This window comes from Micrococcus sp. 093350064-1 (assembly GCF_053627955.1).
In genome coordinates this window covers 79,328-94,283 of the sequence record NZ_JBSEYU010000005.1, presented here as the reverse complement: position 1 = coordinate 94,283, position 14,956 = coordinate 79,328, and the positions used below count along the sequence as shown (strand labels likewise).

Genomic DNA, 14,956 nt, shown 5'->3' with positions numbered 1-14,956 from the left:
GGCCCGGTCAGGGCAGCGGGGCCGGGCTGTAACCGGCCGCGCGCAACGCCTCCAGGACCTGGGCGGAGTGCTCGGCGCCGCGGGTCTCCATGTCGATCGTGATGTGCGCGCCGCCCATGGACAGCTCCGGGCCGACGCGGGTGTGGTCCACGCGCACCACGTTGGCGTCCGTGTCCGCGATGATCCGTGAGATCGTGGCCAGCTCGCCCGGGCGGTCCCGCAGCGGGATGCGCACGGTCATATAGCGCCCCGCGGCCGACAGTCCGGCCTGGATGGACTTCAGCATGAGCATCGGATCGATGTTCCCGCCGGAGAGGATCACGGCGGTGGTGCCGAGCTCGAAGCCCAGGTCCGCCGTGCGGCCCGCCAGCAGGGCGGCCACCCCGACGGCGCCCGCCGGCTCCACGACGAGCTTGGAGCGCTCGAGGAGGTGGACGAGGGCCGCGGCGATCTCGTCGTCCGTGACGGTCACGACGGCGTCCACCAGCTCGGCGGCGATCCGCAGCGGCAGGGCCCCGGGCCTGCCGACGGCGATGCCGTCCGCGATGGTGGACACGCTCTCCAGCACCTGGACGCGGCCCTCCTCGAGGGAGCCGGGGAACGCGGCGGCGGTGGCCGCCTGCACGCCGATGACGCGCACCGTGCGCCCACGACGCCGGGCGGCCTCCTTGAGGGCCACGGCCGTGCCGGCGATGAGCCCCCCGCCGCCGATGCCCATGATCACGGTGTCCACGTCCGGCAGCACGTCGAGGATCTCGAGGCCGACGGTGCCCTGGCCCGCGATCACGGCCGGGTCGTCGAACGGCGGGATGAACACGGCACCGGTCTCCGTGGCCCACCGCTGCGCCTCGGCGAGGGACTCGTCCACGGTGGAGCCGTGCAGGACGACCTCGGCGCCGTGGTCCCGGGTGGCCTGCAGCTTGGGCAGGGCGACGCCGTGCGGCATGAAGATGCGGGCGCGGATGCCGAGCTTGGCGGCCGCGAGGGCGACGCCCTGGGCGTGGTTGCCGGCCGAGGCGGCCACGACGCCGCGGCCGCGCTCCTCCTCGCTCAGCTGCGCCATCCGCACGTAGGCGCCGCGGACCTTGAACGAGCCGGCCCGCTGCAAATTCTCGCACTTCAGGTGCACGTCCGTGCCCACGGCCCGGGAGAGCGCCCGGGAGTGCTGCAGCGGGGAGAGCTCGGCGATCCCGCGCAGCGTCTCGCGCGCCCGCTCGATCTCCTCGAGGGTGACGGGCAGCGCCGTCGGGGCCGGCGGGCCGCCGGCGGGCCGCACCCACCGGGGCGACGGCGTCGGGACGGTCCGGTCCGGGGTGTCCGTGGCCTGCGCCGCGCCCATCAGGCGCCGTCCCCGTGCCGGGTGCCCGCGTCGGCCTCGGAGGCGAGGGCGGCGTCCTCGTGCGTCGAGGGGCGGTACCGGTGGGAGCCGGCCGCCTCGTCCTCCGCGCCGCCCGGTTCGAGGGCGTGGTCCGTCCGCTCCGTGAGCTCCTCGGGGGTGTCGGCGGTGAGGGCGCGGACGAAGCTGTTCACGAAGGCCAGCACCGGCACGGCGAACACGGCGCCCGCCAGGCCGAGGACGGTGGAGCCGGCGGCGACGGCCAGGAACACGGCCAGCGGGTGCAGCGCGACGGCCTTGCCCATCACGAGCGGCTGCAGGACGTTCGACTCGATCTGCTGCACGAGCAGCACCACGCCCAGCATGAGCAGCGCGTTGACCAGGCCGTTGGACATCAAGGCCAGGAGCACCGCCATCGCGCCGGTCAGGGTGGCGCCGATCATCGGGATGAACGAGGCCAGGAACACGAGCACGGCCAGCGGGATGGCCAGCGGCACCCCGAGGATCAGGGCGCCGATGCCGATGCCGACGGCGTCGATGAACGCCACGAAGATCTGGACCCGCACGTAGGAGCCGAGGGACTGCCAGCCGGAGCGGCCCGCGCGGCCCACGGTGGCCCGGTGCGCCTTCGGCACGAAGATCAGCAGGAAGCGCCAGATGCGGTCGCCGTCGTAGAGGAAGAAGATCAGGGAGAACAGGGCGATGAACAGGCCCGCACCGATGTTGACGGCCGTGGAGCCGAACGAGACGGCGCTGTTCATGACCGTGGCGGAGTTGTCCCGCAGCGTCTGCCACAGGCCCTCCAGCCCGGCACCGGAACGGGGGATCTCCACGCCCACGCCGGCCAGCCAGGCGATCGCGTCGTCGACGGCCTGGCCCAGTTGGCCGCCCAGTTGGGCGAAGCCCTGGACGATCTGCTGACCGGCGAGCCCCATGAGGCCCACCACGACGACGACCAGCAGCAGCACGCACAGCAGGGCGGCCGCGACGCCCGGCACCTTGATGCGCCGCATCGCCTGGAACACCGGGGCCAGCAGGGTGGCCAGCAGCGCGGCCACGAGGATCGGGATCACCACGAGGCTCACGAAGCCCAGCAGGTACACCACGACGCCGATGCCGATGACGACGGCCACCAGCCGCCAGGACCAGGCCGCGGCCACCGTCAGCCCGTAGGGCACGTCCTTGTCGATCTTGGTCTGGGCCGCCAGGGTCGAGCTCACGCGCGATCCTCCTCGTGTGGGTGGTCGGGGACATGGGGGGTCAGACCCCACTGGACGCTCCAGCGGGCGTGCGGGGCGAGCCGGTGCAGGCCCTCCCCCGAGTTCAGGGCGTCCGCGGGAGCGGTGAGCGGCTCCACCGCTAGTGCCGTGTCACGGCCGGGCAGCCGGTCCGTGACGAAGACGTGGGTGTAGGCGAACGCGTGGTCGGTCCACAGGGTCACGGCGCGGCCGTCCGCGGCGAGCAGGGTCTGGCGGTGCCGGCCGTCGGCGTCCGGGGTCAGGCCGGTGAGGCACACGTCCAGGGCGGCCTCGCCCACGGCCCGGCCGCGGCGGAAGTCCAGGTCGGTGCCGTCCACCGGCAGGGTCTCCACGGGGATGAGGTCCTCCCCCGTGCGGATCCAGGCGTCCGCGGGCACGCGCAGGCTCAGCTCCGCCGTCGGGACGTCCCCGATCCGCAGGAACGGGTGGGAGCCGACCGCCACGGGCACGGTGGCGTCCGTGTGGTTCTGCACCTCGGCGGTGACGGTGAGGCCGCCGTCCGCCTCGAGCTCGTACGTGACGCGGTGGGTGAGCCGGAACGGCCAGCCGTGCTGGGGGTGGATCTCACCGCGCAGGGTCACCGCGTGGGCGGAGAACGTCTCGGTGACGAAGTGGGTGTTGCGCAGCAGGCCGTGGCTGGCGTGGCCGCGCGCGGGTTCGGTGACGTCCAGGCGCTGCTCGACGCCGTCCAGGATCCAGCGGGCGCCGGCGACGCGGTTCGGCCACGGGCTCATCTGGATGCCGTTGGCGGCGGGCGGGACCACGTCCTGGCCGTACGGCTCGGTCAGGTCCACGCCGCCCACGCGGTACCTGCGCAGGGCACCGGCCAGGCCGACGACGACGGCCTCCGCGGACCCGCGGTGCAGGCGGTGCTGGGTGCCGGTGGCGTCCGGAGCCCCGAAGGCGGGCAGGTCGCTGGTCTCGGTCACGAAACCTCCTGAGTGGCGGCGAGGGACCCCCTCAATCTACGCCCTCGCGGACGCAGACCGCCCCGGCCCTGTGCAGGACCGGGGCGGCGGTGCGGGTCTCCGTGCGGGGACGGGGCGCCGGTCAGTCGTTGCCGCGCAGGATGGCGACGATGCGCAGGATCTCGATGTACAGCCAGATCAGGGTCACGGTCAGGCCGAAGGCCACGGACCAGGAGTACTTCTGCGGGGCGCCGTTCTTCACGCCCACGGCGGCCATCTCGAAGTCCATCGTCAGCGAGTACGCGGCGAGCAGCACGGCGATCGCGCCGATGATCAGGCCCAGGCCGCCCTCACGCATGTTGCCGATGCCGGTCCAGGTGAGGACCAGGTTGACGAGCATGAACACGAGGTAGCCGATCATGGCGCCCATGACGATCTTCGTCATGCGCGGGGTCGGGCGGAACTTGCCCGAGGTGTAGAGCGCCAGCATCACCGCGAACACGGAGAAGGTGCCGAGCACGGCCTGCACCACGATGCCCGGGTAGGCGCCCTCGAAGAACGCCGAGATGCCGCCCAGGAACAGGCCCTGCGCCACGGCGTAGGCCATGATCAGCACGGGCGAGGGCTCGCGCTTGAACGCGTTGACCAGGCCCAGCACGAGGCCGGCGATCGCGCCGATGATCATCAGGCCCGGCGAGAACCAGCCCACGGCGCCCGCCACCACGACGAGCACGAGCATCAGGCCGGTCTTGCCGACGACGTCGTTGAAGGTCATCCGGCCGGTCTGCTCCGGGCCGGCGGAGGGCGCGCGGAAGGCGTCCTCCATGGACTGCTGGTGCGCGTACTGCTGGGCCGCCTGGCCGGCGCCGAACGCCTGGGCCTGGCCGTACGGGCTCTGCTGCTGGCCGTACGGGGACTGCGCGGACTGCTGCCCGCCCTGGTACCAACCGGGCTGCGCCTGTCCGCCGCCCTGCATCTGCTGCTGGAAGTTCTGAGAGTTCATGACCGGATTCGCCACGGCTCACTCCTTCGGGTCGAGTCGGCCCGGTCGCACGCCGCCGCAGTGAGCCGCGTTCGTGCCCCGGGGTTCAGCACGATCCTATCGGGAGGTCTGTGTCCGCGCGCGGGGTCGGAGCGTGGATCCGCGCCGGTTCACCGGCTGTTCACGGTGGGCGCAGAAGCGAGGCGCGCGGGGAGACGCGTGGTGCCCCCGGCGGGACTCGAACCCGCAACACGCCGATTTTAAGTCGGCCGCCTCTGCCAGTTGGGCCACGGGGGCGTGGCGGGCCCGTGGACGCGGGCCCGGGTGCGGACGACGCCGGCCCCGCCCGATGCGCTCGGACGGGGCCGGCGGCCCGCTGGCTGCGGGATCAGCCCTTCGAGGACTCGAGGGCCCGCTGCCGCTCGAAGCGGCCGGGCTCGAGCTCGACGCCCGCGGCGCGGCGGAACGGGTTGAACGGGGTGTCCAGGCCCGCCACCGAGGTGGAGTCACGGCCGAACAGGGTCTCGGCGACCCAGCCGGACAGGATGCGGAACTTCCGCTCCAGGGTGGGCATCGCGTAGCCGTGGTAGCCGCGGTGGGCCAGGAACGCCGGGATGCCGGCGATCTTGGTGCCCAGCGGGTTGCCCACGCCGCGGCCGAAGCCCAGCCCCGCCACGGTGCCCAGGGACTTGTGCACGTACTCCTGCACCTCGCCCTCGCCGTGGCGCACGGCCATGTAGTTGGCGGCCAGACGCTTGGCCTGACGGATGGCGTGCTGGGCGTTCGGGACGCAGAAGCCGCCCGGGCCGGCCCCGGTCAGGTCCGGCACGGCGGAGACGTCGCCGCAGGCCCACGCACCCTCGAGCGCGCCGGCCTCGCCGTCCTTGATCTGCAGGGTGGGGGTGGCCTCCACGCGGCCGCGGTCGTCCACCGGGAAGTCGGTGCTCTTGACCACGGAGTTGGCCACCACGCCGGCGCACCACACGAGGGTGTCCGCCGCGAAGGTCTCCGCCTCCTCCTTGGAGGGCATGGCCACGAGCTTCATGACGCCGTCCGTGGCGTCGCCCAGCGAGGTGTTCAGCAGGACCTCGACGCCGCGGGACTTCAGATGCTCCACCACGCCCTGGGCCTGCTCCTCGGAGACCTCGGGCATGATGCGGCCCACGGCCTCGACGAGGACGATCCGGATCTCCGACTGGGAGAGGCGCTCGTTGCGCTCCACGGCGTTGCGGATGAGGTTCTCCATCTCCGCGATGGCCTCGATCCCGGCGAAGCCGCCGCCCACCACCACGAAGGTCAGGGCACGCTTGCGCTCCTCGGCGTCCGTCATCAGGGAACCGGCGTCCAGGCGCTCCAGGATCTGGTTGCGCAGCTGGACGGCCTCCTCGACCGAGCGCAGACCGATGCCCTGCTCGCCCAGACCCGGGATCGGGAACACGCGGGTCACGGCGCCCGCGGTCATCACGATGTCCTGGTACGGGATCTCGAACTCGTCGCCGCCCTCGCCGCGCACCACGGCGGTGCGGCCGGCGTGGTCCACGGACACGACGGCGCCGCGGACGACCTCGGCGTCCTTGAGGTGCGTCTGCAGGTCCACGTTCACGTGGCGGCCCTCGATGTGGCCGCCCACGACCTCGGGCAGGAACGGGTAGTACGTCATGTACGGGCGGGGGTCGACGACGGTCACGACGCCGCCGCGCTCGGCGACCTTCTTCTGCAGCTCGCGGGCGACATGGAACCCGGCGTAGCCGCCGCCGACGATCAGCAGGCGCGGCTTGGGAGACAGTTCAGGAGTGAGAGACATACCGCCAGTCTACGCACGCACGGGCCCGGCCCCTCCACTCTCCGCCGTCGTGGTCAGGACCGCAGCGAGAGCACGATCCCGTCCAGGATGTCGTGCTCGCTCGCCCAGGCCTCGGTGACGCCCGCGACCTCGGCCACCCGCTCCAGGACGGTGCTCCACAGCAGCGCGCCCGCGCCGATCACGTCCACCCGTCCCGGGTGCATGAACCCCCGCTCGGAGCGCTCGGCCCGGGTCGCGGCCACGAGGCCCTCCGCCGCCGCGCGGAACTCCGCGATCGGCAGACGCGCGCCGTGGATGGCCTCGGGCTCGTACGTGCTGAGCCCGAGGGCCTCGGCGGTCACGGTGGTCACCGAGCCGGCCACGCCGACCACGCGGGCCACGCGTTCCAGCGGCAGGCGGGCGGCGGCGTCGTCGAGGAGGCGGCGGGCGTCCGCGCGGGCCGCGGCGACCTCGTCCGACGTCGGGGGGTCGGAGCGCAGATGACGCTCGGTGAACCGCACGCAGCCCATGTCCAGGCTGACCGCGCCCACGACCTCGCCCGCGGGCGTGCCGACGACCAGCTCGGTGGAGCCGCCGCCGAGGTCCACGACGAGCACGAGGTCCTCCGGGCCCAGGTCCGCGGTCTCGACGGCGGAGACGGCGCCCGCGAAGGACAGGGCGGCCTCCTCGGCGCCCGAGACGACCTCCGGCTCGACGCCGAGCCGCTCCCGGACGCCGTCGACGAACGCGGCCCGGTTGGAGACGTCCCGGCTGGCGGAGGTGGCCACGAACCGGACCCGGCCGGCGTGGTGGCGCTGGACCAGGCGGGCGTACTCGTCCACCGCCGCGAAGGTGCGCTCCAGCGCGGCGTCGGAGAACGCGCCGGTGGCGTCCACGCCCTCGCCCAGGCGCACCACGCGCATCTCGCGCACGACGTCGGCCAGCGGCGCCGTCGGGTCGGCCCCGGCGCCGGTGGTCTCGTCCGTCCCGGCCGGCCGGGAGATCAGCAGGCGGATGGAGTTCGTGCCGCAGTCCACGCCGGCCACCGTCACCTCCTTCAGCGCGGCGACGCGCTCGAGGTGCTTCACGTGCCGGGAGAGGTCCTTCGTGGGCACCGCCGCGGCCTCGTCCCACGCGCCCTCGCACGCGCAGACCTCGGGCGTCCACCACGGGGCCACCAGGGCGATCGCCTCGTCCCCGAGCGGGTTCACCCCCGGCCCGGCCGCGAGCGCGTGGCCCACGAGGGCGTGCAGGCACTTCACGCGCTCGGGCATGCCGCCGGCCGAGACCCCGGCGATCTCCGGGACGGGCCCCGTGCCGGCCTCGGCCCCGACCCGGTCCCGCTCGGCGATGTAGGCCTCGTGCGCCGCGCGGTGCGCGGCCGCGAGCGCGGGGTCCTGGGCGAGGCGGTCGTTCATGCGCGCCATCTCCCCGTCCGCCTCCACGCGCGAGACCGCCGCCGTCAGCACGGGGTGCGTCAGGTAGAAGGTCGTGGGGAACGGGATGCCGTTGGAGAGGCGCGGCGCGGTGGTGGCCACGAGGGGGTTGCCGCACACGCAGCGGGCGCCGATCTCCACGACGTCCCGGACCGGGCGGCCGAGCTGGCGGGACAGGGTGTCCAGGTCCTTCTCGGTGACGGTGCGGTCCTGGGCGGGGCGGGGGCTGACGGTCATGGTGTCCTCGGGGGTGCGGGGGTGGTGCGGGCGGGGGCGGGACGCGGGGTTCACTCGAGCCCGGCGCGGACGGCCGAGTCCCACAGGCCCTCGGCCCACGGCAGGCGGGTGTTGACGACCTCGTCCGCGCCGGCGGCGGGCGTGTCCTCGGCCTCGGTGTCGGTCTCGGTCTCGGTCTCGGTCTCGGAGGGTCGTCCCGTCACGGAGTACAGGGTCTCCCCCGGCATGACCAGCTCGAGGCGCTCGCGCGCCTGCTGGGTCACGTAGGCGGGATCGTCCCACAGCTGGATCCGCCGTTCGTAGTCCTCGCGCTGGGCCTGCATGGTGGCGATCTCCTCGCGCGCGGCCGAGATCTCCAGCTGCTGGTTCAGGAACGCGCGCAGCGTGGGCGCCACCAGGACGGCGGCCACCAGCAGCACGGCGACGACGATGAGCGAGCGGCCCGTGATCTGCCGGGCCGGCACCGGCTCCGGCAGCGGGGCCCGACGGCGGGCGGCCGTGGCGGCGGCGGATGCGGCGCCGCGGGGGGCGGGCCGGGGCCGACGCCCGGCCGGGCGGGCCGGAGCCGTGCGGCGCGGGGGTGCCGACGGGGATGCGGGGGCGGCGGTGTCCCCGGCGGAGGCCGTGTCGGCCCGGTCCGCGTCCGGGTGCCCGTCCAGGTGTCCGGGGTGACCGGCCTGGCGGCGCTCCTGGACGCTCTGCAGGTCGATGACCTCGGCGTCCGTCGCCGCGGGCGCCGGCGTGGGGGCCGCGGGGGTCGGCGTGGGCGCGTCCGGCTTCGGGGAGGCCGTCGTCGGGGCCGCCGGGGCCGCGACGGCGGTCCGGCGCGGGGCGCCCGTCGTCGGGTCGACACGGGGCACGCGGGGGCGGCGCGGACTCATCGCGGACTCCTTCGGACGCACTGCGGGAACCCTCCCAGCCTACTGCCCGCCCCTGGCAGGATCCTGGTCGCGCCGGGACGGGCGCGGGCCCGCCCGGAAGGATCCGGGCGGGCCCGCGCGTCGTCGTCGGGGACGGTCAGCCGCGGAAGCGCGGGAAGGCGGAGCGGCCCGCGTAGACGGCGGCGTCGGCCAGGTCCTCCTCGATGCGCAGCAGCTGGTTGTACTTGGCCACGCGGTCCGAGCGGGCCGGGGCGCCGGTCTTGATCTGGCCGGCGTTGGTGGCCACCGCGAGGTCCGCGATGAACGTGTCCTCGGTCTCGCCCGAGCGGTGCGAGATCATGCAGTGGAACATGTGGCGCTGGGCCAGGGCGATCGCGTCGAAGGTCTCGGTCAGGGAGCCGATCTGGTTGACCTTCACGAGCAGGGCGTTGCCGGCCTTCTCGTCGATGCCGCGCTGCAGCCGCTCCACGTTGGTGACGAACAGGTCGTCGCCCACCAGCTGGACGCGATCGCCCAGCTGCGCCGTCAGGTGCTGCCAGCCGTCCCAGTCGTCCTCGTCGAGCGGGTCCTCGATGGAGACGATCGGGTAGTTGTCCACCAGCTCGGTGTAGTAGGCGGCCATCTCCTCGGCGGAGCGCTGCTGGCCCTCGAAGGTGTAGGAGCCCTTGTCGAAGAACTCGGAGGAGGCGACGTCCAGCGCCAGCGCGATGTCCTCGCCCAGGCGGTAGCCGGCCTTCGTCACGGCCTCGGCGATGAGGTCCAGGGCGGCCCGGTTGGACTCCAGGGACGGGGCGAACCCGCCCTCGTCGCCCAGGCCGGTGGACAGGCCCTTCTCCTGCAGCACGGTCTTCAGGGCGTGGTAGACCTCGGTGCCCCAGCGCAGGGCCTCGCGGAAGGACGGGGCGCCGATCGGGGCGATCATGAACTCCTGGATGTCCACGTTGGAGTCCGCGTGGGCGCCACCGTTGAGGATGTTCATCATCGGCACGGGCAGCACGTGGGCGTTCGGGCCGCACAGGTACTTGTAGAGCATGAGGTCGGAGGCCTGCGCGGCGGCCACGGCGACGGCCATGGACACGCCCAGGATCGCGTTCGCGCCCAGCGTGCCCTTGTTGGGGGTGCCGTCCAGGTCCCGCATCGCGCGGTCCACGGCGCGCTGGTCCGCGGCGAACTCGCCCTCGAGCTCCTCCGCGATGCCCTCGACCGCGGCGACGGCGTCCAGCACGCCCTTGCCGCCGTAGCGCTTCTTGTCCCCGTCACGGCGCTCGACCGCCTCGAACTCGCCGGTGGAGGCGCCCGAGGGCACGGCCGCGCGGCCCAGGGAGCCGTCGGTGAGCAGGACCTCCACCTCGACGGTGGGGTTGCCGCGCGAGTCGAGGATCTCGCGAGCGTGGATGGCGTCGATCAGGGCCATGGACGGGTCTCCTTCAATCGAAGTCGGAAGTCGTGCCCGCGGCGTGGACACGGCCTCAGCCTAGCGGGGACCTCCGGTTCCGGTCGGCCGCGCGCCGGCGACAAGACCGCCGTTCCCCCCGGCTGCGATGTCGCTGGGGCGCGGTCGGGGCTGCGGCCGGGCCGGCGCGGCGCCGCGTCAGCCGGACGGACGCAGCGCCGACCAGTCCCCCGCACGCACCCGGGCCACCGTGGTGCGCAGGGCCCGTTCGGGGTCCAGCCCCGCCGCCCGGGCCCGACGCACCAGCGCGAACAGCTCCGCCCCGAGCGCGGCCTCGCCCGGCCACACCGCCGCCGGGCGCTCTCCCGCCTCGGCGGCCGGCGCCGGGACGTGCGCGGCGAGCGGGTCCGGCTCCTGCCGGGCCGCGCGGTCGACCACCTTCGCGGCGGCGGCCAGCGCCGGCAGCCGGGCCGGGATGTCGCCGACGTCGAGGCCCGGGCCGGTGCCGCCGTCGTCGTGGGTCGGGGCGGCGGACGAGAGCCCCGCGGCGGCCCGCTCCTGCGCCTTGACCCGCTCCCAGGCCAGCTCGACGGCCTCGGGCGTGACGGCGGCGAGCTCCTCGGCCGGTCGCAGGCCGCCCTCGGGGGTGAGCACGAGCGGGTTGCGCCGGATCATCTTGGCGGTGAGGGCGTCGGCGGCGTCGTCCAGGCGGAACCCGGCCGTCTCCGCCGGGGCGCCCGGCTCCCGGCAGACGGCGGCGTGCAGCACCACCTGGAACAGGACGTCCCCGAGCTCGGCGGCCAGGGCGGGGTACGCGCCGTCGGCCCGACGCGCGGGCACGTCGGCCCACGCGGCGGCGTCGCGGGACTCGACCTCCGCCACCGCCTCGTACGCCTCCTCCACGAGGTACTCGGCGAGGTCGGCGTGCGTGAGCGCGGCCGTCCACGGGCAGTGGTCGCGCAGGGCCTCGACCACCGCCACCAGACGGTCCACACTCGCGCTCACGGACGGATCAGTCGTCCTCGTCCTCGTCGTCCAGCTCCTCGAGGACCGGGCCGACGGCGTCGCCGGAGATGACCTCGCCCCAGCCGGCCACGAGGATCTCGGCGAGGTCCTCGCGCTCGTCCACGGACAGGAAGGCGGCCTCGGCGGCGTTGAGCTGCAGGTCCAGCAGCTCGGAGAGCGAGTAGCCGAAGGTCTCGGCGAGCAGGTAGAGCTCGTCGGTCAGGGACACGTCCGAGACGAGCCGGTTGTCCGTGTTCACGGTGACGCGGAAGCCGAGCTGCACGAGCAGGTCGATGGGATGGCCCGCGATGCCCGCCGCGGCGTCCACCGCGCCGGTCTGCAGGTTCGAGGACGGGCAGACCTCCAGGGCGATCTGCCGGTCCCGCACCCACGCGGCGGTCTCGCCCAGGTCCACGAGGCCGGTCAGCTCGTCCAGCTGCTCGCCGTCCTCGTCCACGCCGCCGTACTCCACCGAGATGTCCTCGGCCAGGCGCACGCCGTGGCCCAGGCGCAGCGCGCGGCCGTCCACGAGGGCCGAGCGGACGGAGTCGAGCCCGTCGCCCTCGCCCGCGTGCACGGTGACGGGCAGGTGGTGGGCGGCCAGCCACGTGAAGGTGTCGGCGAAGCGGGAGGGCGGGAACCCGGCCTCGGCGCCCGCGATGTCGAAGCCCACGACGCCGGCCTCGCGGTGGCGCACGGCCAGCTCGGCGATCTCCTGGGCCCGGTCGGCGTGCCGCATCGCGGTGACCAGCTGGCCCACGCGGATCACGTGGCCCGCGGCGTCGGCGGCCTCGACCGCCTCGTCCAGGCCGGCCTGCACGGCCTCGACCGCCTCGTCCAGGCTCAGCCCGCCGGCCAGGTGCTGCTCGGGGGCCCAGCGGATCTCGCCGTAGACGACGCCGTCGGCGACCAGGTCCTCGACGAACTCGCGGGCCACGCGGCGCAGCTGCTCGCGGGTCTGCATCACGGCGGTGGTCAGGGCGAAGACCTGCAGGTACTTCTCGAGGGACTCGCCGTTGGCGTGCTCGGCGATCCACTCGGCCAGGCCCTCGACGGTGTCCGCGGGGACCTCGACGCCGGCCTCGCGGGCCAGGTCGAGGACGGTGCCCACGCGCAGGCCGCCGTCGAGGTGGTCGTGGAGGGAGACCTTGGGCAGGACGGCCAGGTCGACCTCGAGCGGGGAGGGGGATGCGGTGTCCGGAAGCTGCGTCGTCGTCACGGGCGTCACTCTACGGCAGGGCGCTCAGCGCAGGGCCTCCTGCTCGGCCAGGGTGAGGCCCTTCACCCCGGTGCCCAGCCGGCGGCGCAGCAGGGCCTTGAGCAGGCGGTCCAGCAGCAGGCCCACGAGCGCCGCACCCGTCACGGAGACGGCGATCTGCAGCACCGGGTTCTCCAGCCAGCCCGCGGTCAGACGCGCGATCATGATCGAGTACGCGGCCCAGCTGGCCGTGGAGAGCAGGTCCAGCGCCACGAACCGCACCGGCGGGTAGCGGGTGGCGCCGGCGGTGAGGTTCAGGGCCACGCGGCCGCCGGGGATGAACCGGGCGGTGAACAGCAGCAGCGCGCCGTGGCTGTGCAGGTGGTGGCGGGCGACCTCGACCGTGGCCCGCACCCGCCGCAGCCGCATCCACCGGAACCGCTCCACGCCCACGGCACGGCCGATCGCGTACGCGGCCACGTCCCCCAGGAACGCGCCCGCGAAGCCGACCCCCCACAGCGCCCACAGGGAGAACGGGTGCCCGTCGCGGACGATCGCGCCGAGGGCCACCAGCACCGACTCCGACGGGAAGATCGGCACGATGCCGTCGAGCAGGCACAGCAGCAGCGTCAGTGGCAGGACCCACCACTGCGCGGAGGCGTGGAGGATCGCCTCCTCGAGCCACGCGAGCATCCGGTCAGCCGATCCGGTCCAGGATCACGGAGCGCTCGCGCAGGGTCCGGGCGGCGGCGTCGTCGAGCTCGCCGACGGCCCAGCCGCCGGCGAGCGCGGCCTTCGCCCGCTCGAAGCGCTCCGGCGTGTCCGTGTGCAGGGTCAGCACCTTCTGACCCCGGCCCACGCGCTCGCCGGGGCGCACGTGCACCTCGACGCCGGCCGCGGCCTGGACGGCCTGGCCCTGCCGCTCCCGCCCGGCGCCGAGGCGCCACGCGGCCAGGCCCACGGCCATCGCGTCCAGCTCGGTGAGGACGCCGTCCGTCTCCGCGACGACGTCCTCGGTGTGGGCCGCCGTCGGGAGGTCCGCGCGCGGGTCGCCACCCTGGGCCTCGATCATCCGGTTCCACACGTCCATCGCCCGGCCGTTGGCCAGGTGCTCGGCCGGGTCCACGTCCGTGACCCCGGCGCCGGCGAGCATCGCGGCGGCGAGCGCCACGGTGAGCTCCACGACGTCGGCCGGGCCGCCGCCGGCGAGCACCTCCACCGACTCGCGGACCTCGAGGGCGTTGCCGGCCGTCCGGCCCAGGGGCACGGACATGTCCGTGAGCAGCGCCGAGGTGTCCACCCCGGCGTCCCGGCCTAGGTCCACCATGGTCCGGGCCAGCTCGCGGGCGGACGCCTCGTCCTTCATGAACGCGCCCGAGCCGCACTTGACGTCCAGCACGAGGGCGCCGGTGCCCTCGGCGATCTTCTTGGACATGATCGAGGAGGCGATCAGCGGGATGGCCTCCACCGTGCCGGTGACGTCGCGCAGGGCGTACAGGCGCTTGTCCGCCGGGGCCAGGCCCGAGCCGGCCGCGCAGATCACGGCGCCCACCTCGGAGAGCTGGCGCAGCATCGCCTCGTTGCTGAGGTCGGCCCGCCACCCGGGGATCGCCTCGAGCTTGTCCAGGGTGCCGCCGGTGTGGCCGAGGCCGCGGCCGGACAGCTGCGGCACGGCCACCCCGAAGGAGGCCACGAGGGGGGCCAGCGGCAGGGTGATCTTGTCCCCCACGCCGCCGGTGGAGTGCTTGTCCGCGGTGGCCAGGGGGCGGCCGTCCGGGGTGGTGAGCCCGCCGAAGTCCATGCGCTCGCCCGAGGCGATCATCGCGTCCGTCCAGCGGGCGATCTCGGCGCGGTCCATGCCGTTGAGCAGGATCGCCATGGCCAGGGCGGACATCTGCTCGTCCGCCACCACGCCGCGGGTGTACGCGTCCACCACCCAGTCGATCTGCTCGGGCGACAGCGTCCCCCGATCCCGCTTGGTGCGGATCACCTCGACGGCGTCGAAGGGCTCGGCCTGCGGCTGCGCGGTCATGGGGGTCTCCTCGGGGGACGGCTGCGACGGTCAGCCTCCGACTCTAGCGAGCGGGCCCGGGAGCGCGCCGCAGGTCAGGGACGGGCCGCCCGCTCCAGGTCGGCCGGGCCGAAGGCGTCCGGCAGCACCGCGTCGATCCCCCGCTCCCCCGCCGGGGTGAGCAGCACGAGCCCGGGGGCGCGGAACTCGTACAGCAGCTGGCGGCACCGCCCGCAGGGCATGGTGAGCACGCCCTCGCCGTCCACGCACACGAACGCGGCCAGTCGGCCGCCCCCGCCCATGCGCAGGTCGGCCAGCAGCGCGCACTCGGCGCACAGGGTCAGCCCGTAGGACGCGTTCTCGATGTTGCAGCCCGAGACGAGGCGGCCGTCGTCGGTGAGCGCGGCGGCGCCCACCCGGAACCCCGAGTAGGGCACGTAGGCGTGCTCCGTGGCGGCCAGGGCCGCGGCCCGCAGCCGGTCCCAGTCCACGCGCGGCGCCGTCGTCGTGTGCTGCCCGTCCGCCAC

At 74.5% G+C, this 14,956-nt stretch carries 13 protein-coding genes and 1 tRNA gene; all 14 read right to left on the bottom strand.

Annotation, left to right across the window (positions count from 1 at the left end; translation table 11 throughout):
- Positions 1 to 7: 7 nt before the first annotated feature.
- The 14 genes from ilvA to ACUW6W_RS07045 all read right to left on the bottom strand — a co-directional run bounded on the left by ilvA (position 8) and on the right by ACUW6W_RS07045 (position 14,956).
- On the bottom strand, positions 8 to 1,339 hold the full coding sequence (ilvA, locus tag ACUW6W_RS07110; RefSeq protein WP_061866918.1) for a threonine ammonia-lyase: 1,332 nt from the start codon (positions 1,337 to 1,339) through the stop codon (positions 8 to 10).
- Positions 1,339 to 2,556: an AI-2E family transporter gene (locus ACUW6W_RS07105; protein WP_061866919.1), complete on the bottom strand. Its 1,218-nt coding sequence runs from the start codon at positions 2,554 to 2,556 to the stop codon at positions 1,339 to 1,341. The genes ilvA and ACUW6W_RS07105 overlap by 1 nt, the downstream gene beginning before the upstream one ends.
- Positions 2,553 to 3,524: an aldose 1-epimerase family protein gene (locus tag ACUW6W_RS07100; protein ID WP_061866920.1), complete on the bottom strand. Its 972-nt coding sequence runs from the start codon at positions 3,522 to 3,524 to the stop codon at positions 2,553 to 2,555. Before ACUW6W_RS07100 ends, ACUW6W_RS07105 begins: the two co-directional genes overlap by 4 nt.
- Before the next feature lie 121 nt (positions 3,525 to 3,645).
- On the bottom strand, positions 3,646 to 4,521 hold the full coding sequence (locus ACUW6W_RS07095) for a Bax inhibitor-1/YccA family protein (RefSeq protein WP_036384970.1): 876 nt from the start codon (positions 4,519 to 4,521) through the stop codon (positions 3,646 to 3,648).
- Positions 4,522 to 4,705: 184 nt separating this feature from the next.
- A tRNA-Leu gene (locus ACUW6W_RS07090) sits at positions 4,706 to 4,782 on the bottom strand.
- Positions 4,783 to 4,873: 91 nt separating this feature from the next.
- Complete coding sequence (locus ACUW6W_RS07085) at positions 4,874 to 6,289, bottom strand: NAD(P)/FAD-dependent oxidoreductase (protein WP_454180050.1); 1,416 nt, start codon at positions 6,287 to 6,289, stop codon at positions 4,874 to 4,876.
- A gap of 53 nt (positions 6,290 to 6,342) precedes the next feature.
- A complete protein-coding gene (locus ACUW6W_RS07080; protein ID WP_144879234.1) occupies positions 6,343 to 7,941 on the bottom strand; it encodes a DUF501 domain-containing protein in 1,599 nt (532 codons plus the stop codon).
- 50 nt (positions 7,942 to 7,991) lie between these two features.
- On the bottom strand, positions 7,992 to 8,822 hold the full coding sequence (locus tag ACUW6W_RS07075; protein WP_063189012.1) for an FtsB family cell division protein: 831 nt from the start codon (positions 8,820 to 8,822) through the stop codon (positions 7,992 to 7,994).
- 136 nt (positions 8,823 to 8,958) lie between these two features.
- Positions 8,959 to 10,236, bottom strand: a complete 1,278-nt coding sequence (gene eno / locus ACUW6W_RS07070) for a phosphopyruvate hydratase (protein WP_454180049.1) — start codon at positions 10,234 to 10,236, stop codon at positions 8,959 to 8,961.
- A 177-nt stretch (positions 10,237 to 10,413) separates the two neighbouring features.
- Entirely contained in the window at positions 10,414 to 11,220 is an 807-nt protein-coding gene (locus ACUW6W_RS07065) for a MazG nucleotide pyrophosphohydrolase domain-containing protein (protein WP_454180047.1), read from the bottom strand.
- Positions 11,221 to 11,227: 7 nt separating this feature from the next.
- Complete coding sequence (locus ACUW6W_RS07060; protein ID WP_036336747.1) at positions 11,228 to 12,439, bottom strand: adenosine deaminase; 1,212 nt, start codon at positions 12,437 to 12,439, stop codon at positions 11,228 to 11,230.
- A gap of 24 nt (positions 12,440 to 12,463) precedes the next feature.
- A complete protein-coding gene (locus ACUW6W_RS07055) occupies positions 12,464 to 13,111 on the bottom strand; it encodes a DedA family protein (protein WP_049145521.1) in 648 nt (215 codons plus the stop codon).
- Positions 13,112 to 13,115: 4 nt separating this feature from the next.
- Complete coding sequence (locus ACUW6W_RS07050) at positions 13,116 to 14,450, bottom strand: thymidine phosphorylase (protein WP_134416300.1); 1,335 nt, start codon at positions 14,448 to 14,450, stop codon at positions 13,116 to 13,118.
- A gap of 74 nt (positions 14,451 to 14,524) precedes the next feature.
- On the bottom strand, positions 14,525 to 14,956 hold the full coding sequence (locus ACUW6W_RS07045; RefSeq protein WP_095695390.1) for a cytidine deaminase: 432 nt from the start codon (positions 14,954 to 14,956) through the stop codon (positions 14,525 to 14,527).